The 24,278-nt window shown below is 51.2% G+C and carries 16 protein-coding genes; all 16 read right to left on the bottom strand.

Annotated elements, in window-relative coordinates; genetic code table 11:
* Positions 1-127: 127 nt before the first annotated feature.
* A complete protein-coding gene (locus ACETK5_RS04310; RefSeq protein WP_100538546.1) occupies positions 128-1,024 on the bottom strand; it encodes a carbohydrate ABC transporter permease in 897 nt (298 codons plus the stop codon).
* A 10-nt stretch (positions 1,025-1,034) separates the two neighbouring features.
* Positions 1,035-2,006 (bottom strand): ABC transporter permease, encoded by a 972-nt coding sequence (locus tag ACETK5_RS04305; protein WP_394057324.1) that lies wholly within the window; start codon positions 2,004-2,006, stop codon positions 1,035-1,037.
* 264 nt (positions 2,007-2,270) lie between these two features.
* A complete protein-coding gene (locus ACETK5_RS04300) occupies positions 2,271-4,517 on the bottom strand; it encodes a helix-turn-helix domain-containing protein (RefSeq protein ID WP_394054359.1) in 2,247 nt (748 codons plus the stop codon).
* 225 nt (positions 4,518-4,742) lie between these two features.
* Positions 4,743-5,252: a DUF4188 domain-containing protein gene (locus ACETK5_RS04295; protein ID WP_100538549.1), complete on the bottom strand. Its 510-nt coding sequence runs from the start codon at positions 5,250-5,252 to the stop codon at positions 4,743-4,745.
* Between the two features lie 6 nt (positions 5,253-5,258).
* Entirely contained in the window at positions 5,259-5,900 is a 642-nt protein-coding gene (locus ACETK5_RS04290; protein WP_326092620.1) for a TetR/AcrR family transcriptional regulator, read from the bottom strand.
* Positions 5,901-6,067: 167 nt separating this feature from the next.
* Positions 6,068-7,240, bottom strand: a complete 1,173-nt coding sequence (locus ACETK5_RS04285; RefSeq protein ID WP_394054358.1) for a glycoside hydrolase family 88 protein — start codon at positions 7,238-7,240, stop codon at positions 6,068-6,070.
* A 36-nt stretch (positions 7,241-7,276) separates the two neighbouring features.
* Complete coding sequence (locus ACETK5_RS04280; RefSeq protein ID WP_394054357.1) at positions 7,277-9,643, bottom strand: helix-turn-helix domain-containing protein; 2,367 nt, start codon at positions 9,641-9,643, stop codon at positions 7,277-7,279.
* A 154-nt stretch (positions 9,644-9,797) separates the two neighbouring features.
* A complete protein-coding gene (locus ACETK5_RS04275; RefSeq protein ID WP_394054356.1) occupies positions 9,798-11,498 on the bottom strand; it encodes an alpha-L-fucosidase in 1,701 nt (566 codons plus the stop codon).
* A 10-nt stretch (positions 11,499-11,508) separates the two neighbouring features.
* Positions 11,509-12,387 (bottom strand): carbohydrate ABC transporter permease, encoded by an 879-nt coding sequence (locus ACETK5_RS04270; RefSeq protein WP_326113786.1) that lies wholly within the window; start codon positions 12,385-12,387, stop codon positions 11,509-11,511.
* 15 nt (positions 12,388-12,402) lie between these two features.
* The gene (locus ACETK5_RS04265) at positions 12,403-13,350 is read right to left on the bottom strand and encodes an ABC transporter permease (protein WP_100538555.1); all 948 of its coding nucleotides are present in this window, start codon (positions 13,348-13,350) and stop codon (positions 12,403-12,405) included.
* An 80-nt stretch (positions 13,351-13,430) separates the two neighbouring features.
* Positions 13,431-15,038, bottom strand: coding sequence for a type 2 periplasmic-binding domain-containing protein (locus ACETK5_RS04260; RefSeq protein ID WP_394054355.1), 1,608 nt, complete (start codon positions 15,036-15,038; stop codon positions 13,431-13,433).
* A 231-nt stretch (positions 15,039-15,269) separates the two neighbouring features.
* On the bottom strand, positions 15,270-18,569 hold the full coding sequence (locus tag ACETK5_RS04255) for a M60 family metallopeptidase (protein WP_394054354.1): 3,300 nt from the start codon (positions 18,567-18,569) through the stop codon (positions 15,270-15,272).
* 165 nt (positions 18,570-18,734) lie between these two features.
* Positions 18,735-19,304 (bottom strand): helix-turn-helix domain-containing protein, encoded by a 570-nt coding sequence (locus ACETK5_RS04250; RefSeq protein ID WP_100538557.1) that lies wholly within the window; start codon positions 19,302-19,304, stop codon positions 18,735-18,737.
* 33 nt (positions 19,305-19,337) lie between these two features.
* Positions 19,338-20,306 (bottom strand): NAD-dependent epimerase/dehydratase family protein, encoded by a 969-nt coding sequence (locus tag ACETK5_RS04245; protein WP_100538558.1) that lies wholly within the window; start codon positions 20,304-20,306, stop codon positions 19,338-19,340.
* Positions 20,307-20,322: 16 nt separating this feature from the next.
* Positions 20,323-21,513 carry a glycine C-acetyltransferase gene (locus ACETK5_RS04240; RefSeq protein ID WP_394054353.1) on the bottom strand — a complete coding sequence of 397 codons (1,191 nt, stop codon included), beginning with the start codon at positions 21,511-21,513 and terminating at the stop codon, positions 20,323-20,325.
* A gap of 165 nt (positions 21,514-21,678) precedes the next feature.
* Positions 21,679-24,180 carry a M60 family metallopeptidase gene (locus ACETK5_RS04235; RefSeq protein WP_394054352.1) on the bottom strand — a complete coding sequence of 834 codons (2,502 nt, stop codon included), beginning with the start codon at positions 24,178-24,180 and terminating at the stop codon, positions 21,679-21,681.
* Between the last annotated feature and the right edge of the window lie 98 nt (positions 24,181-24,278).

Genomic DNA, 24,278 nt, shown 5'->3' with positions numbered 1-24,278 from the left:
CCTAATATGGAATACCTGCCCGTACTTCGTAAGCGAAACCGTATTTTTGCATATACCCCCTATATGTCCGAACATCGGAAATACCCTATTCTATAATGCCGGCCCCACCTCCTTCACGAAATAGGAATCACCCTTTCAAGGATCCGATCATTACGCCTTTGACAAAATATTTCTGCACAAACGGGTAAATGATCAATACCGGGGCGCTTGCCACCACGATCAGCGAATACTTCAGCAAATCCTTCAGCCCTTCGCGGACCAGCAGCTCATTCACGTTGGTCACCATCTCGGCGCTGACGGAATTCAGGATCAGAATATCCCTCAGGAAGATCTGAAGCGGAAACAGGCTGCTGTCCTTCAAATAAATCAGGGCATTGAAATAGGAGTTCCAATGGCCGACGGCATACATCAGCCCGAGCACGGCCAGAATGGGCTTCGAAAGCGGAAGGACGATTTTAAGGAAAAAGGTAATGTCGCTGCTCCCATCCATTTCCGCCGCTTCGGCCAGTTCATCGGGGATCGTCGTCTGAAAAAAAGTCCGGGCGATGATGACCTGGAATACAGCTAGCGCACCCGGTATAATCATGGCCCAGCGCGTGTCGAGCATGCCGAGCGACTTCACGAGCAAATAGTTCGGTATGAGCCCACCGTCAAAAAACATTGTGAACACCAGCAGCATCATAATGATGTTGCGAACGTAAAACGTTTTGCGGGCGAGCGGATAGGCAAGCATCACCGTGAATGCAACGTTTACGATCGTGCCGACAACGGCATAGAACAGCGAGTTGCCAAACCCGATCAGAATGTTGGAATTCTGGAACACCGCTTTGTAGCCGATCAAGGTCACATCCACCGGCCACAGCCACACTTTGCCCGAGGACACCGCACCCGGGGAGCTGAAGGATGCGCTTACAATATGGAGCAGCGGAAACAGAATGACGATCAGAACGACGGATAAAAACAAATACACGATTCCAAGGAAAATCCGGTCTGCAGCGGACTCCCGTACGGTTGACCTGCTCATGCGATTCCTCCTACCATAGACTTGTGGATGAGACTTTTCGGGATACGTAATTGACGATAACCAACAGAATGAAATTGATGATGGAATTGAACAGGCCGATGGCGGCAGAGAAGCTGAAATTTGCTCCGAGCAGACCGACCTTGTACACATAGGTGGAGATGACCTCGGACGTGTTCTGATTGAGCGGGTTTTGCATGAGATAAATTTTCTCAAAGCCCAGGCTCATCAGGTTCCCCAGATTTAATATGAGCAAAATGACGATGACCGGAAACAAGCTGGGGATATCGATATTGATGATTTTTTGAAGCCGGGTTGCCCCGTCCACTCTTGCCGCCTCGTACAGATCGGGATTGACTCCAGCCAAGGCCGCAATATAGATGATGGCGCCGTAACCGGTGAACTGCCACACATCGGACCAGACATAAATCGACTTGAACAGTTCCGGCACGCCAAGGAAATCAACGGTCTCAAGCCCGAGCGCCCGGAACAGATTGCTCATCAGCCCCGTATTGGGCGAGAGGTTCACGATCAGAATCGAAACGATGACCACCGTTGAAATGAAGTACGGCGCGTATGTCACCATCTGGACGGTTTTCTTGAAGCGGCCGTTCCTGATCTCATTCAGTGCCAGCGCCAACAGAATGGGTGCAGGGAAACCGACCAGCAGGCCGTACAGGGAAATTTCTAGCGTGTTGCGGACATACTGCCAGAAGAACGGAGCATCGAATAATTGCCGGAAATAATCGAATCCTACCCAGGGACTGCCGAATATCCCCTGTACGACGTTGTATTCCTTGAATGCAATCAAAACGCCGAACATCGGAACGTATTTGAAGAGGATGATGTAGACTAACGGGAAGAACACGAGCAGGTAGAACTGCCAGTGCTTCATCAGCTTCTTCCTCGTTCGGTTCATGGGCTTGTTCGGTGGTAGATTCGTTGGTGCCTGTGCATCTGCAGGTACTGGGATTGCGCTGCTCATACGAGCCAATGGGGTCACCCTCCTTCGCTTTGTGTTGATCCCAAGTCTAGAGCGGACGGCTGCATCCGATCAATAAACAAGATTCTCCGAATCAACGTATTTCCGCGGGCAAGGTGTAATTTTAGGGCTGCCAGGCCGTGAGGCCGATAAACCTTTTTCCGTCGCTAAACCAATCTCCGCTTACAGCAAAAAGGCCCGCGGGACGGTTCATCCGCAGGACTCTCTACTTGGTTCATGTAGGCATGGATGGGCTCAGAACGGTTGTTAGTTCCCGTAATTCTGCTGCCTAAAAACAGCTTGCTCACGGTAATCCCCCGGCGACATTCCCATCAGCTTTTTAAACATCCGGCCAAACGAAATGACATTGGAATACCCGACTTCGGTGGCGATATCCTGTACGGGCAGCAAGGTTTCTTCCAGTAGTCTCCGGGCGTGGTTCATCCGCAGCTCAATTAAATAATCCACGAATTTCTGGCCGGTTTCCTCCCGGAACAGCTTGCTCAGCGTCTTCCAGTTCATATTGAAGCGTTCGCTTAAATAGTTAAGGGACAGATCCGGGTTGCTCGAGTTTTGTTCCATAAACCTCCGCACCTTCAGAATCGTGTCCGCATGGTTTCTGCCCTCCATGAGAGCAAGCATGCTCTCGAACAGCTTGGATAAAGCTTCGCCAAAGTCCTGTTCCAGCTGCTCCAGCGTATCGGACGATTGAAGGGCATTCCGTAAGGCAGGTTGTCCCTCTGTCAGCCACAAATCCTGAAATTCTTTTGCCATGCATGACATTTCCCGTCCCAACGAGTACACCATGTAATCCGCCAGGTTCACCACGCCGTCCCGGTCCAGCATGTTTTGTCCGATGTTATGGATGAGGGTGTTGTACTTCTCCTGCCAATCCTTATTGACGAGTCGGAACGATTGGGCCATCGAACGAATGAGGTTCAGAAAATCGAATGCATGGCCCCTCTCCTCCCCGGATACTTGGGCGTAATGAATGATTCGGTTCTCGCCGAGGATCATTTTGTATTTCAATGCGGTGAGTGCCTGCTCATAGGATTCCGGGATCTCCGTGTATCGCTCCGCTTTCTCCCCTATGCCCACGGTTATGGTCAGCTTCAGATGCTCCTCCACCCACTGGCGTGCTTGCTCCAGCAGCGTGGCTACATGCTGATTCGGATTCTGGTCTTCCGCCGCCGCGAGAACTCCGAGCTTCGAGGCTGAGATCCATTCCGTCCAAAGCATCGTATCCTGCCCGGCTGCGATTTCTTGAACGACGCTTTTTAAGGCAAATTTGATCAAATACTGGTCCTGCTGCGGGTACTGCTCGCAAAACAATGGATATTTATCGATTTCGATGACATTGACGATCTGGGATGTGGACAAGTCCGGCAGTCCCATGGCATCGCGCTGCTCATTCCACTGCTCCATATGGGATGGGTACTGCCCCTCCATCAGCTGCTGGAACAGGTACGCTTTGCGCAGCAGCAAATCCTCACGATGCTGCTGCTGAAAGCTGCTCGCCTGTTCCAGCATGCTTTCCAGTGCCGATTCGATAAATGCGAACTCATCCTGTTTACTGTTATGGATCAGCGCGCTCGTTTTGGACTGCGAATAGTTATGAATCCGGGATACAATGGCTTCAATTGGTTTATAGTTTCGGCGTGTAACCAATACGATCCAGACGACCCCGGCAACGCACATGAGCAAGCCGACGATAAACCAGACATTGTACAGCTGGCTGACGATACCAACCACTCTGCCTTGGGTTAGTCCTCCCTCATATACCCACCCGGTATATGGCGACACCGCTTGGGAGACAAGCTCCCCGCTTTCGACTATTGAGGTGTCGGGGATCATGGACCGCCCCTGCGTATCCTTCATATGAATGAAACTAACATCGGGATTAACCATGCCCTGAATCATGTTATGTATGGCGTCCACCTTGATGTTGACGGCAATAACGCCTTTGCCATGGGTAACGAAGGGCGCATCTCGTACCAGGGTTACCACATGCTGCATGCTATTGAAGCTGAATTCCCGGAAATTCCGTACAGTACTCCATTTGGCCTCACTATTGACCTGGCCCAAATAAGGCTTAAGAAAGTCATAATCCGCATAATCCTGTAAGTTAAATGAGGACGAAGTACTCAGGACGAACTCATCCTGGGTCCGCACGAGCACCATGGAATCGACCAGTGGATTGGACACCTTGAACTGCTTCATGGCCTTCACCGCCTGCATGTTCAAATAGACGTTGTCCTGATCCTCTTGATTGAAAAATCCCGACATATCGGGGTTGAACAGCAATTCCTGCACCAGCATCTGATCGATAGCCTTCAGCGAATTATCCACCGATCGCATCGCCTGCTGAATCATCGTCTCATTGGCCTGAATCGCCCCCTTCCGCGACTGCTCACCGAGCATTTGAAAAAAGACAAAAAACACAAAGGAAATCACGATAAAGAAGACCGGCATATACGATAAAAGCTGACGGTAAAACCATGCTTTTCTTCCCATAGGCATCCCCCTAAAGCGAACTAATTCCTTATCTCATCGCCGATTTGAAGTAATATCATCATAGAAGAATAAACGGGGATTACCAACCCTTTTTTGGAGCGTGGAAGAAAAACATGTCTAAAGCCTCACGACTTTCACAGCATTTACCCCGCCCATGACCTATGGTAATTATCCTTTGTCATAAGCTGCGGCAGCAGAGGGAGATCAACCGACTATAGACCGGAACTACGGATTTGGAGGAGTCGGCACTGCCGGTTCTCCCTCGCGGCCAAGCCGCCGGCTTGCCGTTTCCCTGCGTCCCGTCGCGGGGACATGGGCTCCCGCTTTTGCCAAACCGAACCTCGGCATATTGTTGTATAGACATTCATATTGTCCTTCCGGAACCAAATAGGTTTCGTGGAATATCCCTACGTCCCCTCCCGTTCCAATCTTGCGGTTGAAATCCCGCCATGCCTTCAGGTGATTGGCTCCGTGACGGGCATAATGCTCCAGGTGTTCGAAACTCCTCCAATATTGAATAAGAGTGAGTCCCTTGCCGGAAAAATGATAGGTACCGTCCATGAAGCCAAGCTCCTCCTTGTTCCGGTACAGCTCCTGAAGCATCGGGGACATGGCATTCATGACAGGCAGCCACTTATGGACCGCCCACCACTTGTTAATCCGAAACCCGATCACGAATACAACGAAGGATCCTTCCATGTGTGCGGTATATCGACCTGGAATGACTTTGCTCATACCTGTTCACTCCTCTTCCTTTATTTCTAGCAGACCAAGATGCGTTTCGTAAAAGCGACCGATTTCGGTTGAATTGTATAATTGCGCCGTCAGAAACGCGCCATAAAAAATGGTGAAACAGATCTGTACGGCTTGCTCCAAGGTAAGAGCTTGGTTCAGCCTCCCGGCTTGATCTTCTTCCTTCATGAACTGCTGGAATAAAGCATACATGTTGGGCGATTGGCTCCCCGCTTCTTCGTGACCGGGAAAAAGCAGCGATACTTCGGCAGGGCTCAGCTCCGGCATGCAGGGCTGCATGTTCTGCTCCGCGAGAAAGGAGATCAGGCTCGGCATCATGCCCGGCCTCACTTGATGCTCCTTAGCCACTTGGGACAACAGATGCCGGAACGCCTGAAACCCTTTTTTCCCTTCCGTGTCGATCTCGATAACCCGCTCAGTCAGCCATACCCGCATAAAATAAATCAGCAGATCCTCTTTGCGTTGATAAAACTTAAAAAAAGTGACTTTTGATATTTCGGCTCGCCTGCAAATGTCCTCCAGCATAACCTGGCTGAACATCCGGTCCTTCATTAACGATAGTGCCGCCTCATACAGTGCGATTTTGTTCTTAGCTTTCTTTAATTCCCTTAATGAGATATCCGGATCCATTGTGTTAGCACCTCTTTAAAGTTAACTTATGTAAATAAATTAACACAAGTTAATTTATTTTGTCAACATAACCAAACAGACAGACAAAACACCCCTAACATCAGCCACGCTGATGCAGGGGTACCGCATACATTCACTTTTGTCTTTTGAATATGAATCCTCTTCATTTACCAGTACATATCCCAATCTTTATAGACCCTTACCAAAGCTTCAAAATAGAAATAGTCCCCCCAAATGCAGCATTCGTCGATTCCGTTGCCGAGCGGCTTTCCGTACACCGCATGCTGCAGAATGCCGTTGGATCCTGGGAGCGATACCGTCGTATAGCGATCGCTTAATGCCCCCAAAACGCGCAGTGCCGCGTTCTCGTACGTACGGCGCCGCGGGTGTGAGAGCGGCAAATGCTTTGCCAGTTCCAGCATTCCGCATACCGAAATGGCGGCGGCCGAGCTGTCTCTCTCTTCCAGCCCTTCGGTGAATATCAAATCCCAATAACACACATAATCCTCAGGCAGCCGATTCAAAAAGTAATTCGTTACCCGCTCCGCATCATGCAGCAGCGATTCTTCCTTCATATATGCATAACTGAGCGGTAAACCATAAATGGCCCAGGCCTGACCGCGGGACCAGCACGAATGATCCGAATATCCTTGGGACGTTTGCCCAAACCTTGGTTCTCCGCTCTCGACATCCATATAATACGTGTGATACGTTGAGGAATCCTCACGGATCAAATAACGAGCGGATTGCTGTGCATGGCTTATGGCGGCACGACGATACTCCGGTTTGCGGGTTTCCTCCGTCGCCCAATAGAGCAAAGGCAAATTCATGCAGCAGTCGATGATCATTCGGCCGCGCTGTGACGGTTGGTCCAACTTACCCCAAGCCTGAATGATACCGGCTTTCTCGAAATACCGCTCCATTAATAGGTCTGCTGCGGCCAAGGCAATCCGTCTCGCTTCTGTATTCCCGGTCAGCTTATATGCGGCAACGCAGGACAATGAATACAAAAATCCCAGATCATGCGTCTCCGTGGCGATTCGTTTCTCCACGCGCTCCTTATAGCTGTGGAGCTGAAGCTCCGCAGTCGACCGGTACTTGGCATCTCCCGTGACTTCATAAGCCAGCCACAGCATTCCGGTCCAGAATGACGAGGTCCATTCCGTGTTGCCGATTGTCTCGTAGATATTATTGCGGCTGGCAGGGGACGGAAACCGATTGGAGAACATGTCTAAATTCTGATCGATCCGATGAAGAACGAATTCGATGGCGGCTTCGGTCCTTTGCTGCGTCCATGTCGTTACCTCGCCGTATTTTAAAGGTTCCTGAATCGCTTCCATTTCTGATTGGCCACTCCTCTCTCGCGTTCAACATTATTATCCGCTAGCGCTCGCCCGATATTTGCCGGGGGTGACCCCCTCTAACTTCTTGAAGGCCCGGATGAACACAACATCATTGGTATAGCCAACCAGTTGGGCCAACTGCGCATTGGTCAGTTCCGATTGCTCCATCAATGTCTTCGCTTTCTCAATCCTCGCGCGGGTAATATAGTCGGTGATATTGCATCGATTCATCTTCTTAAAGAAACTCGAGATATATTGAGGCGTCATGCCGAAATGATCGGCAATCATACCGAGTCCTAAATTATAGTCGGTTAAATTCCGATCGATGAATGCCATAATATCCCGTTGCAGCTGGATACTATGATCGCTGTGCTCCGTATGAAAGAGACGGGTCAGCTTTTCATACAAACGTTTCGTCTCAGCCTGCATTTCATCACTTGTGGCACAACCGAATATATGCTTTACAGGGTCAAAGTTCGGGCCCAGCAGGCTTTCATGATCCGTGTTCGTCAAATTCAGTATTTTCAGAAATGTGCTTATGATATTGAAGAACAAGCATCTGCCCAGTTCAGGGGTCATGCCCGCCGAGTTAAAATTCATCGTATAAATATTGTCCAGCAGCTTAGCGACGTTCTCCTTGTCTCCGCCTCTCACATGGTTGACAAGCTGCGTCTCGAATTCGATCGGATAGTAATAATGATGCTTAATGTCCCGCACATGACCGAAGTGAATGATGGAATTTCTTCCGCTGAACATTCGGTAATCCAGAGCGGCCATGGCTTCGAGATAAGCACTGCCGATTGTTCCGTTTCCTGTGTGTATGCTGCTAACGGCAATCGTCACGGAAATATGGAAACGATCCTCCAGTACCCGGAGAAATCGTTCGGCAAATTCATGAAGGAAGAGCTGAGCCTCCCCGCTCTCAACTGGATGGAAATTGACCAGGAACGCTACCCGGTCGCGTTCCATATCGACGGCGAATCCCTGGTGGCCCGAATTCGCAATGTCCGTGCCGATATTCGAGACAATAAACCGGATTTGCGTCCAATCTTGCTCCGATGGTTCCGGCGACAGCCTTGTAATATCCACTGCCTGAACGATGATGACTGCAAACATATCGGACCGGAAGTGGATGCCCATGGTCGTTAAAGACGGCCCTCCCTCCTTCCCTGCATGATCCGGATCGATGTAACCGCGAATGAGCCTTGACAGAAAATCGGCTCGGATGACGGGGCTTTGCCGGAACAATCGCTCCCTCAGATCCCGCTCCTCTACAAATGATCCTTCGATCGTTTGCAATATGAAATCATATTCGTTGGTGGCTGGTTTACCCTGAATGGGCTTTCCCTGGAGAATGGCATCAACCACGCGTTTAATGGGGCTATACTGGCGGTACCCAAACCAACATGCGACGCCTGCTCCTGCGAGAAGTGATGCGATAAACACCGACAAAGCCATTCTTTTCAGCTGCGTCACTCGCTCCATGAGACTATCCATCGGCATGACGGACACGTAATGCCAGCCCGCCTCCTTGGATTCCGTAAATGTTATCATGCTGTCCGTACCGTTCAGCATTTCTTTAAACAATCCCGATGGTCCGGCAAGCCTTTCCGTCACCTGTTCGGACAGTTCCGTGCCCGAGGAGCTTGCGATGACTCTGTGTTCCCCGTCGACTATATAAATCTCGCTGTCATTTGCGGACTCGATTTGCCGGAACATCTCCTGAACCTGCTGCCCATCGATCATGATAACGAGCGTTCCCCGGATATCGGACACATCATGGACCGGAAGTGATTGCGCGTAGGTGATCACGTCCGCCGGGTTGCCGTTACCTTGGTTCGGACTCTGCAGCAGCACATCGGAGGGCAGGAATGACATGTTGTGGTAGCGGCCAAGCATGCTCTGCTTCCAAGTTTCAAAATCCATATTTTCAAATCGGTAATACTTGTCGTAGAAGGCTCTTGCATCGGTTCGCATGCCTGGCTTCAAGATGACGTCTCCCGACTGCAGGTGAACATAGAAATCCTTTACGAATCCGCTTACAAATGTTTGATAACGGTTCAGGTAATCGCGGACGAACTCCACCTGACGATACGATTCCCCTTGATCATGCCGATCAAGGTTCAGCAGATTAGCCAGCTTGGGGTTAAACATGATTTGCTTCGCCAATATATCCACTTCTTTGAGCTTGCTGTCCATGGAAAGCCGCAGCTGCTCCAGCATCGCCGAATTTGAACGCTCCGCATTGTTTTCCATCACGTTTTCCACCCGTTCATACAGAAACAGTCCAACGGTCATTGGCAGCAAAAGTATGAACATATACGAAACGATCATGGTTTTCAAGACACGTCCCCGGCTGCTTTTGCGCTTGCCGGGCAGAAGGCTGGGTATCGAGATCATGACGCATTCCTCCAAGAAAATGTATGGAAACCTATCATCTTGAATCCTTCGCCAAACTGCCTTCCTAACCCTTTAAAATCCGATCACAAAAGATAAGTGCAAACCTCCCGTTTGACGGCATACGTGAAGCCTATAGGCTGGGTACAGCAAGGTTCTACACCTGAACCAATCGCACCGAACGAAGCTTCACGGACGCCGCCTGCCAAATTTCCGGTCCGTTCGGCTTGGGCTTGGCAAGCTTCGTCGATAACGTCAACGCATAAGTGCCCGGTTGCTCAATCACGATGCGACCGATCGACGAGTGAACCTCGGTATACGGATGCTGACAGGATATGGAGTCGCTGACGACCACATCCTCTTTGGGAACGCAAGCTGCCGTCTGCCCTGCTGCCCGGACGGTAACTTCATGGTCATATTCTTTTTCCCAGACGGCACCGGATTTTTTGAAATTAACGAGCACGACTTCAAACACGCCGGGCGATGCTGCCTTAAAGGTCCACCGGGCCTCGTTCATCCCGCTGCCTGTCGTTATTTCCGATAGTACCAAATCCAGTTTAATGGCGTCCTGTGCCTGTTGAATAAATCCCCGGTCTACATCAAGCCCGCCTTCGACCTCCAATGCGACAACCGACACATAATCTTCCGGGGGAAGGTCCGGCAGCCGGATCCGCATCCCATAATGATCCGTTTCCAGGTGATAGCTCTGCTCCACAGGGAGGCCACTGGCGTTCCCGTCCGCCAGCAGGTAAGCTTTTTTAACTTTGTTTTTCACTCCGTTCAATACCAGTTCTTCAGCAGGCCAATAGTGATTGAATACATGAAGGTAAACCATCTCCCCTTTCACCGTAACGGCCCCCCATTCCAGTTCATAGGGGAACGGGCTTGCACTGGTGCCGTATACCGCCTCGCCATTTCGCTCAAGCCAGGCACCCACTTCCTCCAGACGTTCAACCGACTTTGACGGAATCACGCCTGTTTCTGTCGGACCGACATTGAGCAGCAGATTCCCGCCCTTGCTGACGATGTGCACCAGCTTGCGGATTAAAGCATCCGCCGATTTCCATACTTGATCCTTGGTGCTGTACCCCCACGATTGGTTAAGGGTCATCGGCGTTTCCCACTCCCTGGTTTCCTCGCCATGCATCGGGATTTCGTTATCTCCCTTGGATTGATAATCCCCGAAATCAGGCCAATGGCTCACTCTGCTGTTGATCAGGCATTCGGGCTGAAGCTCGCGGATCATGCTCACGATAGCTTCACTTTCCTTCTTCGACAATCCCCCGGACGTGTCGAACCAGAGCAGGCCGATTGGGCCGTATTCCGTCAGCAGCTCGCATATTTGCCCCTTCGCTTTATGGTTCCAATAGCTGAAGAACGCTTTTTTCTCCAGCTCGTAGTCCCATAGATTGTTGTACGTGTCATGGATCGCGTGCGGATGATGCCAATCAATCACATGGGAATAATAAAAGCAGAGCCGGATTCCTTCCACCCTGCAGGCTTCGGATAATTCCTTCAAGGGATCTCGGCCGAATGGAGAAGCGTCGACGATATTAAACGGATCCGTCCGTGAATGGTACATGGCGAAACCGTCGTGATGCTTGGCCGTGATGACGATATATTTCATGCCGGCCCTTTTAGCGCAAGCCACCCATGCCTTGGCATCAAACTGTTCCGGATTGAATTCCGCGGCAAGTTTCTCGTATTCCTTGACCGGAATTTTGGAGAAGTACATGACCCACTCCCCTTGCCCCAGCAGAGAATAAACGCCCCAGTGGATGAACATGCCGAATTTGGCCTCCTTCCACCACTGCATCCGGTTCTTTCTTTCCAATGCGGTTTCCAATGAGTCCGTCATCGCTCTCCTCCTATTCCTTAATGGCGCCGATCAAAACGCCCTTGACGAAATATTTTTGCAAAAACGGATACAGCAGCAGAATGGGCAATGTCGATACGATAATCGTCGCATATTTAATTGTATCCGCGATAGCGATCCGGTCTCCCGAGGCTTCCGTCATCATGCTGTCGGTTGTATTGGTAATCAGGATTTCGCGCAGCACGAGCTGAAGCGGGAACAACTCCCGGTCCCTTAAGTAGATGAGCGCGCCGAAATACGAATTCCAGTGCCCCACGGCATACCATAAAACCATGACCGCGATGACGGGCATGGACAGTGGAATGATGATCCGGAACAGAATAATCAGATCGCTTGCACCGTCGATTTTCGCCGATTCCTCAAGACTTATCGGGACGGACTGAAAGGCGGTCCGCATAATGATCATATTAAACGTCCCGATCATCCCCGGGATAAGCATCGCCCAGATCGTGTTCAGCATCCCTAGATTATTGATCAGCAGATAAGTCGGAATCAGGCCGCCTCCGAAAAACATGGTGATGACGATCAGCATCATCAGTAGGTTTTTGAAGTACAAATTTCTGCGGGACAGCACATACGCGCCGATAGCGGTAGCCACCAGATTGATGACCGTGCCTACAGCGACGTAGATCAGCGTGTTGCGGTAACCCGTCGTAATCATCGGATTTTCAAACACCGCCTTATAGGCGTCGAAATTGATATGGAGCGGCATCAACAGCAGCCCGCGGTGCTGGGCCAGGGAAGCGGGATCGCTGACCGAAGCGAAGGCAACATATACGAATGGGTATAGGGTGACGAAACACAGGCTTATCATGATCAGCGCGTTGAAGCAGGTGAATATTTTTTCTCCGGCGGATAATTTGTTTGCCATGACCGACGCCCCTTTCTACCAAAGTTTATGTTCGCTGACCCGCTTGCTGATCGAGTTTGCCAGAACCAGCAAGATAAAGCTGACCACCGAGTTAAATAATCCGACGGCGGTCGTAAAGCCGTAATCCGTCTCCAGAACCCCTCTCCGGTATACAAAGGTCGAGATCACGTCCGCCGTTTCATAGGTAAGAGGGCTGTACATCAGCAGCACCTTCTCGCTGCCCACACTGAGCATGGAGCCCATATTGAGAATAAAAATGATGATGATGGTCGGCAGCATGCCCGGCAGCGTGATGTGCAGCATCTGCTTCCAGCGCCCTGCCCCGTCCATCTTGGCTGCCTCGTACAAGGTCGGATCGATGGTGGCGATCGCCGCCAGATAAATGATCGATCCCCAGCCCACGCCCTGCCAAATGCCGGAGCCGACATATAGGGGCCGGAACCAGCCCGCTTCACTCATGAACGGGATCGATTCTATACCGAAAAAGCCCAGGAGCTGATTAATCAAGCCGTCTCTTGCGAGAAAATCGAACATGATGCCGGTCACGACGACGATGGATACGAAATGCGGCAAATAGGATATCGTCTGGACCGTACGCTTAAACAGGCGGCTGCGGATTTCGTTCAGCAGCAAGGCCAGGATTATCGGTGCCGGAAACGCAAAGATGAGCTCGTAAACATTAATCAGCACAGTATTGCGCAGAAGGCGTTCGAAATAATAGCTGTCGAAGAAATTGCGGAAATGCTCAAAGCCAATCCACTGGCTTCCCCAAATGCCGTCAGCGATGCTGAAGTCTTTGAAAGCCATCAGCAGGCCGTACATGGGGCCGTAGTGGAAGACGGCATAGTACAGAATGACGGGTATCGCTAGTATGTAAACGAATTTGTTCCGTCTCAAATCTTTAACAATCGTTGACCATTTCCCTTTGCGATGCTCAAGGAGATAATCCTGCGCAGCAGACAATCGAATCCCTCCCTCCAAAAATAAATTGCACGCCAAGAGCGGCTGAGACAGAAGGAATGTTTCCGCCGCTCCAGGGCGATCTACCGTTGTCCGTAACGCTCCAAGGCTTTCTGCTGTATTTCAAGCGCTTCTTTCAGCCCCATGCCTTCAATCGTTTTAACGTACTTATCAAATTGATCCAAAGGCTCGGCACCCATAACGAACTTCAAATACATCTCGTCCTTGTATGTGTTGATATCCGTCATAATGGAGGCATAGCGGCTGCTCTCGGATTGGGTCGGCGTTGTGCGTGGCATTTTCTTCTCCATGGTCGGCTCGGCCCAGATGATCTTGGATTCCAGCTGATCCGGCTCGGTGGTATATTGTTCATCAAACCGAATATCGAGCATGAACGGTCCGCTGAAAGTGGCGCGGTTATGCTTGGACATGGACTGGATCAGCGGCAGCCCGGCCTTGTCGTTCAACACTTCCGGCTTAAACACCGGCTTGCCGTCCTCCATCGTGTAGCTGACGCCCTCTTTTCCGAAGTTGAACAACAGGGTGCCTTCCTCGGAATATCCGTAATCCAGCCACTTGACGGTTTCGATCGGGTTTTTGTTGCTGGTCGTTATCGCCGCCCCGACCCCGGTAAATGCGTGGTCTTTATAACCCCAAATCTGCTTGTCGCCTTTGTTCATCACAGGGTAAGGGGCTGCCACCAGCCTAAAGCTCGGATCCTTATCCTTCATCAGCGTTCCATACTTGCCGATCCCACTGCCTGTGTATAGAATGGCGGAGCCGATCTGCCCGCCGGTGATCTTCGCCTCCAGCATTTTCGCATCGGTCGTGGCAAAGTCCGGATCAAGCAGTCCCTCCTTATACCACTGGTTCATGAGCATTAAAAACTCCTTGAATCTCGGATCCGTCGGACCGTATTTTACTTCCCCGTCTTCTTGGTAAAATCCGGCATTGATTCCCCATGCGCCGAGAAATGCTGTCGTTGTATCGACATCGCCCTTTGCCAGATACAGCGGAATCTCATCCGCCTCACCATTGCCGTTCGGATCCTGCTCCTTAAATGCCTTCAGCACGGCGTACCATTCATCGATGGTGGTTGGCATCGAAAGTCCAAGCTTATCAAGCCAATCCTGCCGGATCGTCGGTCCCAGAAATACCTTGAGCCTGTCGTCGGTGCGCAGGAAAGGGAACGCGTATATGCTGCCGTCATCGGTCATGATTTCTTTTTTCCATTCCGGATTATCCTCAAGCACCTTTTTAAAATTCGGGGCATATTGATCGATCAAATCGTTGAGTTTAATAATTTTGCCGTCCTTGATCGCCTTCTCCGGTCCGCCAGGGTAGCCGGCCCATGAATACTCGATCACGTCCGGAAGCTTATCCGAGGTCATCATGAGGTTGAACTGCTCCGTAGCCTGCTGGCCCTGCGGCGGATGCTGAAAATCCACCTTCACGCTGGTTACCTTCTCCAGTTCCTTATACGCCTCGATATCGTTGTAACTTTTCATCGTGGCGGATACCTGACTGACCATCTGCACCCAATAATTTAATTGGGATAAAACCGGCGGGGATTCCGGGTCTTCGGTCGCCACCGGTGGATTCTTGGCCGGGCCGCCGCATCCTGCCGCTGTTATAGCCATGGTGGCGGCAAGCAAAACGATCCAGAATACTTTAAACCTGTTGACCTTCATTATCATTTGCCTCCCTTTTCATTTGCTTGTTTGCGTGAACTTCTGGTTTGTTAAGCACCACCTTACTGAACATTTTGGCGATTGAACACTGCCGTGTTTTCTAATTGTGCAATATATTTTTAAGGCAGTACATTGTCTATATTTAATCTTGGCCTGATTAATTTAATGATGGATGATCATTACAGAAATGAAGGACAGCCGAAACGGCCGCCCTTTCATCAATGTAAGCTGCTAGGTAGCCGAGCTGCGGCTTCGGATGAAGTCAATGTCTCCAAGAAGAAGCTCCGCGAAGCCTGCATCGATATGCTTGCCCTGCTGTGCTTTGATGGCGTGCTCCAGCGAAGTCAGCGCATCTTCGGCGGCTTCGCTTCCGGCCGGGTGCTGCTGGAAATCCGCGATTTTGGCCAATAAGCTTTGGGAGATGCCATGGTTGTCGATCCAGCCCTTCTCTTCCCCTGCTCTCACGATATCGTCGAGCTGTTGCTGATCGACAACGACTTCGAATGGGTATTCGCGAGCCGTGATATTCCCGGCTGCATCTTCGGCCGTAATCCGAAGAGTGTGCGGTCCGGCCGTTAGCGTTAACGGGTCTCTAACCAGCGTTTCTGCAGCTTCCTTGCCATCCAGTTCCACGATGACGCCGGATACACCGCTTAATGAGTCCGTGATTTGAGGTGAGATGGTGAACCGCTCGGTCTGGTATACGGACTGGGTCACGTTTGCCCTAATTTCCGGCCCGGTCCGGTCGATCTTCACCGTTTTGGAAGCCTCGTCGCTTGTCACGCCCGACATCGCGGCCGCCCGGGCATGTATCGTTGTCTCGCCTTCCGCTTCTACAAGTATGGGAGCCGTGTAATCCGTCCATTTGCCCTCGGATCCAATCTTGTACTGGCTTCGCATGCCCGCCGCTTCGGCTTCCGCTGTCATGGCAACGGTGAGCTTCACCGATTCACGGTTCCATTCGGCTTCCATGTCGGCCTTGATCTCGGGAGGAGCGTTCAGCGTATGCGTCTCCCGAAGCCGCCACACCTCCTGCGAAGGCATCGGGAGATTCAGGGCGTCAACGCGGGAACGAACTTCTTCTTTGGAATACGGCAGCGCCCATTGGTCAAAGAACTCCGTCAGATTCTCACCTGCGATGGTGGATGCCATGATCACAAACGTATCGATCTCCTCTTGGTTCGTCGCAGGCAGCTGCGATGCTGGCAGCTCCCGGTACGCCTTATGAAGCTCAGCGTAGAAATCCCACCCGTAAGCTAGCGACAGCTGACGGAACATCACGAGATAACCGAAGAGATCCAGCTGGCCCGAGCTGCCGAACGACTTGTTTGGTATGTCGCTTTCGATATAATCAAATGCGCGGTCGTAGAAGTCCTTTCCTTCCGCGTTCCGAATCAATAAGTTGCTGCTGTTGCCGAATTTTTCTTGGACATATAAAGAATAAATATTAACGGTAATTTCGCCCGTTACGTTCCAGTTCCAAGCTCCTTGCTGATATTCGTGGCCGGTCTCGTGCCAGAAGCCCCATCCACCTTGCGTTACGCGGGATATGTCAACGGCATGACCCGCGGAAGGATCAATGTGGAACATGATGGGATAACCGGCATGCATATAACCCGCGCTAATCTGTCGATCCGCAACATAACGGAACGGAAGGTCTATACTCTTATGCGGCAGCGGTTGATTCGGGGAAAGCCCTGCAACTTCCTCTGTATAGTCCACGATCGCGTCCCACTTCTCCAGTAATTGCTGCGGATCTCCAAGCTGCCTGATATACTCTGACGGAAGCGTCAAGATCACTCTGCGTCCCTGCAGTTCGGCCCAGGGAGCAGGATAATCACGAACAGCGTTCTCCCATTGATCGGGAGAGGTCTCTCCAAGGATATAATACGGCGCTTGAACCCCGCCGCTGATTTCAATATTCGTCTCAACACCAGGCTGCGGCTTGGTCGGAATCAGGTAAATCAGACCGCCATACGGGCTGCGAATCCGATTTTCACCCGGAAGAAGCGATTTTCGCTGCGTTATGACCGGAGGTCTTTCCCATTCTGTTTTACTTGTCAAATTGTCCGTGTGTGCCCCAACCTGCACATCCAGATGCTGCGTGCCTTCAGGGACCTGAACCGTCACCCATTCCCCGGCCGGCGCGTATATCCCCGTGCTGATCCAATTCTTTGGAACCGTGCCTTGACGTAAATAGTCAAAGGTTGAATAATCAAAATTCACGTGAACGGATTGTCCCGTCACTCGCGGGGCGTCCGTCGGAACGGCTCCAGGAAATTGATCGGCATAAGGGGATTTGGGTGCCGTCAGATCATTGCCGATCCGCCCTAATTGAAAAGCTAACAATGCACTGGTATAGGGCGCCTTGGATCGATCCAGCGGAAACGTAAGCTGGGACTCCAAATCGCTGGCATCCTGCTCGATCACGGCATACAGCGGACTTTGAGGGGTGATGCTGCTGACGGTTCCACCGGTCACCGAAGCGATGACCTGCAGCTTCTTATCTGCGCCGGCGCCCGGCCGCCCGACGTTCACCTGATCTGGCAACAGCGTTCCTGCCTCAATCGCTTCAGCCTGCTCCAGCAGCTTTAGCGAGTGATAATTGGCGGATTGCTCTGGCGTCAATTTAGGCAAAGTTTCCGTTCGAGTCGATGCCGTATTGTTCATCAGACCAAGACCCATCCGGTTCAAAAGGCGCTGTACCGGGAAATCCTCACTGAGCCTGCCCGAGCGGCCCTGATATTCATTCCCGAGAAAGACATGCGGATACTGCTCCATCACCCATCCCTTTAAGGGGACTACGACATGACCACCCTGCGCGACGTAATCCTCGAGGACGTCGATCTCACTATCCTTCAGCGTGCCGTCAACATAAGCTACGGGGTAGCGGGACGGATCCAAATGCTCAGGCGTGAATTGCTCCAACCGGACCAGATCGATCGGCACATCGGTTTCGATGGTATAATTCTTCCACGTTGCCGACAACATGGGTAATCGGCCCTTGCCTTCCAATGCCTCCTGATAGGTCAACGTCTCGGAATCCTCGGTCAGCCACAGGAGGATGTTACGGGCCACCGTCTTCCGCTCATCGGTAATATCGGGGGTAAACTTGAAATAAGAATCGTCGCCTGCAACAACGACTTTGCCTTTTCCGTAACGGGCAGCCGCAAGAATTGGCGTCGTGTCGGGGTTGACCGCCAGAACGAAGGCTTGATCTCCGATGGCGGCAACCCCCCCGTTATACGTGGCCGATACCGTCGGATAACCGGACAAATCCTTGTAAATAACATCCAGATCCTGTTGGGTCGCCATATTCGCGGCCGTGTTTGAGTCTAATAAATGAACATCAGCCTGCTCTGTCATACCATTGGCCGCCATCAGTGTCGTTCCTGCTGGCGGAACGGCCACAAGCGCGCACGCAACTGCCAATAACAGCTTCAACCACTTTTTGGTGTGGAAACCCATAGTCAACCGTTCAACTCCTTTGTCAATGATTTTGTAATCACAATGAGAAACGAATAATTTCAATTCCACCTCCCCCTGCGGCCTCTTCTCCCACGTCCTAAATATAAAACGGCCGCCCGGAACACCATACAGTCGATTTTTAAGATCGGGCTGTATTTTCTCCGGGCGGCACTAACTTTTCTTAATATTCGGTTGACGGTAATCAAACGGTATAACTGTTTCTAATGATCAGCCCCTGGCTGCGGCATCCGCATAGAAAATAATCGTGTAAAATTTCGTTGTCTCGTTGCCAGGGTTCACGTACCGATGGGGCCGGTTAGCCGAGAAATGCACGGAGCTTCCGGCAGGCACGGTGTAGCTTTCGTCTTCGCGCCAGAGCTCCAGCTCCCCCTGATGTACAAAAATATACTCCTCAACGCCATCATTATGAGCTTCAGATCCGTGATCGCAGCCCGGATCCATCATAACCATGTAGGACTCAAATTTAGTGCGCAGGTTGTAGGAGAACAAAGGGTATACCCGGTACGCGCCTTCGGCCTCGTGAAAAGGCTCCACGTCCTCCGGTGATACCACGGTTACTTCGGTTTCCGCCTCTTCGATGAGCGTGGTGAATGAAATGCCGAGGCCGCTAACGATGCGCCATAATACGGAGATCGTCGGGTTGGAATCCCCCCGCTCGATCTGTCCCAGCATGGCTTTGCTTACACCGGTCAACTCGGCTACGTTATCGAGGCTGAGGCCCCGTGATTTGCGGATGGCTTGCAGATTTCTCCCTACCTTTTTATGAATGGGTTCCAAGTGTAACCATATCCTCCTTCTGAAACTAAGCCGTTAACTGATCTTGCTCTGATCCGCTTGCGGCTTCTCCATAAGCTTTGACACCATATCATCGGTCATATGGTTCAAATCATATTGTACATCAAATCCCCATTCTTCGCGTGCTGCAGTTGCATCGATGGAATCCGGCCATTCATTCGCAATCGCTTGACGGACAGGATCCACGTTATAGTCGAGGCTGAAATCCGGTATGTGCCGGCGGATGCTGGCCGCAATCCCCTCAGGATCAACGCTCATTGCCGTGACATTAAAGGCATTACGGTGCTTCAGCTTGGACGGATCCGCTTCCATCAATGTCATGATGGCGGAAATCGCATCCGGCATGTACATCATATCAAGGTAGGTCCCTTTATCAATATAAGAAGTGTAGCTGCCATTGCGGATGGCGTCTACATACATCTCAACCGCATAATCTGTCGTTCCCCCGCCTGGAGGCGCGGAGTGGGAGATCAGCCCGGGAAAGCGCAATCCGCGGGTATCCACTCCGAATTTATGGTAATAGTAGTCACACAACAGCTCACCGGAAACCTTGCTGACTCCATACATCGTTAACGGGCGCTGCAGCGTGTCTTGCGGCGTTGCTCTTTTCGGGGTGTCCGCTCCGAATGCCGCGATGGAGCTCGGCGTAAAGAACTGGCAGGATAATGCCCGTGCCGTCTCGAGCGCGCTTAACAAACCGCCCATGTTCAGGTTCCACGCCAGGGCCGGATTGGATTCTGCCTTGGCGGACAACAGGGCTGCAAGGTGGATAATCGTATCCGCCCGGTGCTCTTTGGCTGCTTCGTGGAAAGCGTGGTGGTCGGTTACATCCAGTATTCTGAACGGTCCTGATTGCAACGTTTCATGCTGTATTTGGCGAATGTCCGTTGCGAGAACCGCTTCTTCGCCGTATATCTTCCGCAATTTTGCCACCAGGTCTGAGCCAATCTGACCGAGCGCACCGGTTACCATAATTCGTTTCATCACTTGTGCCCCCTTATTAGATCAGACCCAGCTCGCGTCCGATGGTTTCATATGCGGAAAGTGCGCGATCCAGCATCTCCTTCGTATGGATGGCGGTTGGCATATTCCGAACTCTTCCCGTGCCTTTTGGCACCGTCGGGAATACAATCGATTTGGCATACACGCCTTCTTCGTACAATCTGGTGCTGAATTTCTGGGTGGTAGCTTCATCTCCAATGATGCAAGGCGTAATCGGAGTTTCCGTACGGCCGACAGAATAGCCAAGATTTTTGAGCCCTTCCTGCAGGTATTTCGTGTTCGCCCACAGCTTCTCTTGAAGGTCCTTACTGTTCCGCAGGATGTCGATAGCCGTGATGCAAGCGGCTACGGTGCCTGGAGGCAGCGCCGTGGAGAACAGGAACGGCCGGCTGCGGACCTTGAGCCAATCCACCAGATCCTGGGATCCGGCAACATAACCGCCGACGGCTCCAACCGCCTTGGACAGCGTGCCGATCTGAATATCTACCCGCTCCGATAAACCGAAGTGCTTCACCGTACCCGCACCGTTTCCAAGTACACCCGATCCATGCGCGTCATCTACATAAGTGATCAAATCATAGGTTTCGGCAATCTCCACGATTTCGGGGAGCTTCGCAATATCGCCGTCCATCGAGAACACGCCGTCGGTAATAACCATAATTTTGTTATATAAACCGGATTCTCTCGCTTCTTTCGCTTTCGAACGCAAATCGTCCATGTCCGAATGGTTAAAACGAATAACCTTCGCCTTGGTCAATCGGCAGCCGTCAATAATGGATGCATGGTTTAATTCATCCGACAAAATCGCATCCCCGGCACCCATCACCGCCGAGATCGCCGCCATATTGCAATTGAAACCGGACTGATACGTCAGCACCGCTTCGGTTCCCTTGAACTGCGCAAGCTTCTCCTCAAGCTCTACATGAAGTGCAAGCGTTCCGTTGATGGAGCGAACAGCGCCGCTTCCGGTCCCGAAATCGGTCGTAGCCCGGATGGCCGCTTCTTTCAATCGCTCATCATTCGCCAGTCCGAGATAGTTGTTGGAAGATAAATTCACGAATTCACGACCCTGAATGGTAATAAGCGGGCCATTCGGACTTTCAAGAGGCTGGATGGTATTATAGAGCCCTTGCTGCTTGAGTTCCGTTAGATTATCCTGTAAGAAAGCGCTTAACGATTGACTGGACATATGAAATTCCTCCCGTGGATCCGAAGTATCTTAACGTACATATCATTTACCATTCCATTGTATGCAAAAAGTCACATGCATGCAATATCCTGCACAAAAATATGTTATATTGCATAAACAAAAAAGCCATGCTTCCTCAATCGAGAAAGCATGGCTTCTTCATGGTTATTCTCTTAACGTCCAAATATCGGTTTGCGGCTTAGGCAAATTCAATGAGGCAATCCTTGCTTTTCCGTCTTCCGTCAGACCTATTGCCCATTTGTCGAAAAATTCAGTCAGGTCCTCTCCAGCCGTTTGAGAAGCTATGACGGCAAAAGTATCGACCGTGCCTTGAATTTCATCGCGAGATAATTCGCGGTATTTCTCGAATATCCGGGTATAGAATTCCCAGCCGTAAGCAAGCTGAAGCTGCTTGAACATCACCAGTCTTTCATAATTGCCGATTTGGCCGTATTTTTTTGCCGGATCATGACGTTCTACAAATTCGATTCCCCGGTCATAATAATTCTTGCCGTCATTCCCGATTTTCAATAGTTCGGAGGCATTCCCGTACTTCTCTTGGGTGTAAAGTGAGAACAGGTTAACGGTCACTTCCCCGACATCGCTCCAGGTCCATGTCCGCTGCTGGTATTCATGCCCAAGTTCATGCCAGAATCCCCAAGCGCTTGTTTTTACATAATGGACATCCAGCAGGTTGGCCGCATAACTGAACGGCATCATGATCGGATATCCCGCATGCATTGCCCCCGATGAGATCTGTCCGTCGGCGACGTAACGGCGATTCAATTGATGGGCGGTATGAGGCATCGCCCTGTCCGGATCAAGACCTACCAGTTCATCATAACTGTCGTAGATTTCGTCCCAGGTCCGCATCAACTCCTCCGGGTCGGTTACTTGGCGAATCAAATCCGAGGGGACCGTCAGGATAATACGCTCGCCTTGAAGCTCTGCAAAAGGGACGGCAACCGGCCCGGTGCGAATTCTCTCCCATTCCTCAAGCGTAGTCTTGCCAAGCACGTAATACGGTGCTTCCGCCGCCCCGCTGATCTTGACGGTTGCCCGGAAATCATCCTTCGCCTTTAGGGGAATGAGATATATGAAGCCACCATATGGGCTGTTAACTTGATGGATGCCCGGGGTCAGCTTCTGGTGGTTTACGATAAGCGGAACTCGTCCCCACTTGCCGGATCCTCTCAAATCGTCATCATGCGAACCGATTTGAACCGTTAAATGCTCCACGCCTTCCGGTACTTCAAGCGTAATCACTTTACCGGGGGGTGCATACAATCCGGTACTGATCCAGTTTTTCGACGGAAGGGCGTGCGTGTACATCGTGTTGGGGAAATCAAAGTCGACCTCGACTTCCCGGTCGTTCACGATGACTGCTTCCTCCGAAACTACTCCCGGAAATGCGTCGGCATACGGAGATTTCTCGTTGGCCGGATCTAAGGTAAAATGACTGAAGCGGAAGTTATGCAGCGCATTCGTATAGGGCTGCTGAAATTTTTGGATCGGGAACACGGCGGGCGGCAGGCTGCCGGCCTCCGTATCTGCCCAAGCGTACAGCGGGGATTCGCTGGATAGTGTTTCGAGTGTCTCGTTTAGTATATGGTAGAGCCGCTCCTGTTTTTTGTTCGCAGGGGTGCCCGGCGGGCCGATATCGATTTGATCGTAAGTGATCGTTCCCTCTTCCACTTCCTTGCCTTGAGCAAGCCGTGTCTTGATATGATGTTTGTTGGCTTGCTCATAGGTCAATGCCGATTCGCCCACACTAGACTCCGAGCCTCGGTTCATCAGCGTCAGCCCGGCCCGGTTAAGCAGCTTTTGAATCGCAAAATCACGGCTCAGTCTGGCTCCCCTCAGATTACCGACCTGAAGCACGATTTCCTCAGGGGTATCACGCGTTATTCCCTCGATGCCGCTCAGGTTATCCGCCACGACAATGCCGCCGCCTAACCTTAGATATTGATCCAGCGCTTCCAGATCCTTTTCCTTCATCATTGGGTCTACATAGGCTGCCGCATATTTTTGCGGATTCAGGTTTACGGAATCCCAACTGTCGATTTTCACCAATTCAATGGGCAAATCCGGGTTTACCGTAAGCCCGGCGGAGGTCGTTATCAATCGAACCTTCTTCCCAGATTTCTTCAATGCATCTTCATAGCGGTTCGTATAATCGTTTCCTTGACCTTGATTCGTGGTGGCATCTTCCGTCAGCCACCATAAAATATTCCGGGCCAGTTTACCGGCAGTATCCCCCGCCGACTCAGTCAGATTGAAATACTCCTTGCTCCCCGCGACAACGATACGCCCTTTGCCGTAACGGGCTGCCGAAATCGTTGGAATATAATCGGGCACGTTGATATTGAATGCCGTATCCCCTACTGCAGCAACACCGCCGCCAGCGAAATATGGAATCGCTTGCAAATCCTTATAAAATATGCTGAAATCGTTCTTAAGTACGTCCAGTGGCGTTCCTGCCGACCAAGCGGAATCAGTCGCTCCGGATGATTCAATTTCGGGCATCCCGGCGGTATTTGCCATAGCAGGATCCGTCACCGTCCGTTTACTGATCTCCGCAGGTTCGGCAGATGCAATGGATGCGGTCATTAATAATATCGCGGACCCGATTACTGCGTATTTCTTAATCCGTTTCATCATCATCATTCCTTAACGATTCCTCCTCGATTTCCTTTGATATCCTGATGGAATGGCAGATCAGCCATAAGCTTTGAATTCATTTCCTCCCCCTTGATATGTCATGG

This window comes from Paenibacillus ilasis (genome assembly GCF_043195395.1).
Classification (GTDB): Bacteria; Bacillota; Bacilli; order Paenibacillales; family Paenibacillaceae; genus Paenibacillus_AQ; species Paenibacillus_AQ lautus.
The sequence above is the reverse complement of the archived record's forward strand: the minus strand, read 5'-3'. Positions and strand labels throughout refer to the sequence as shown.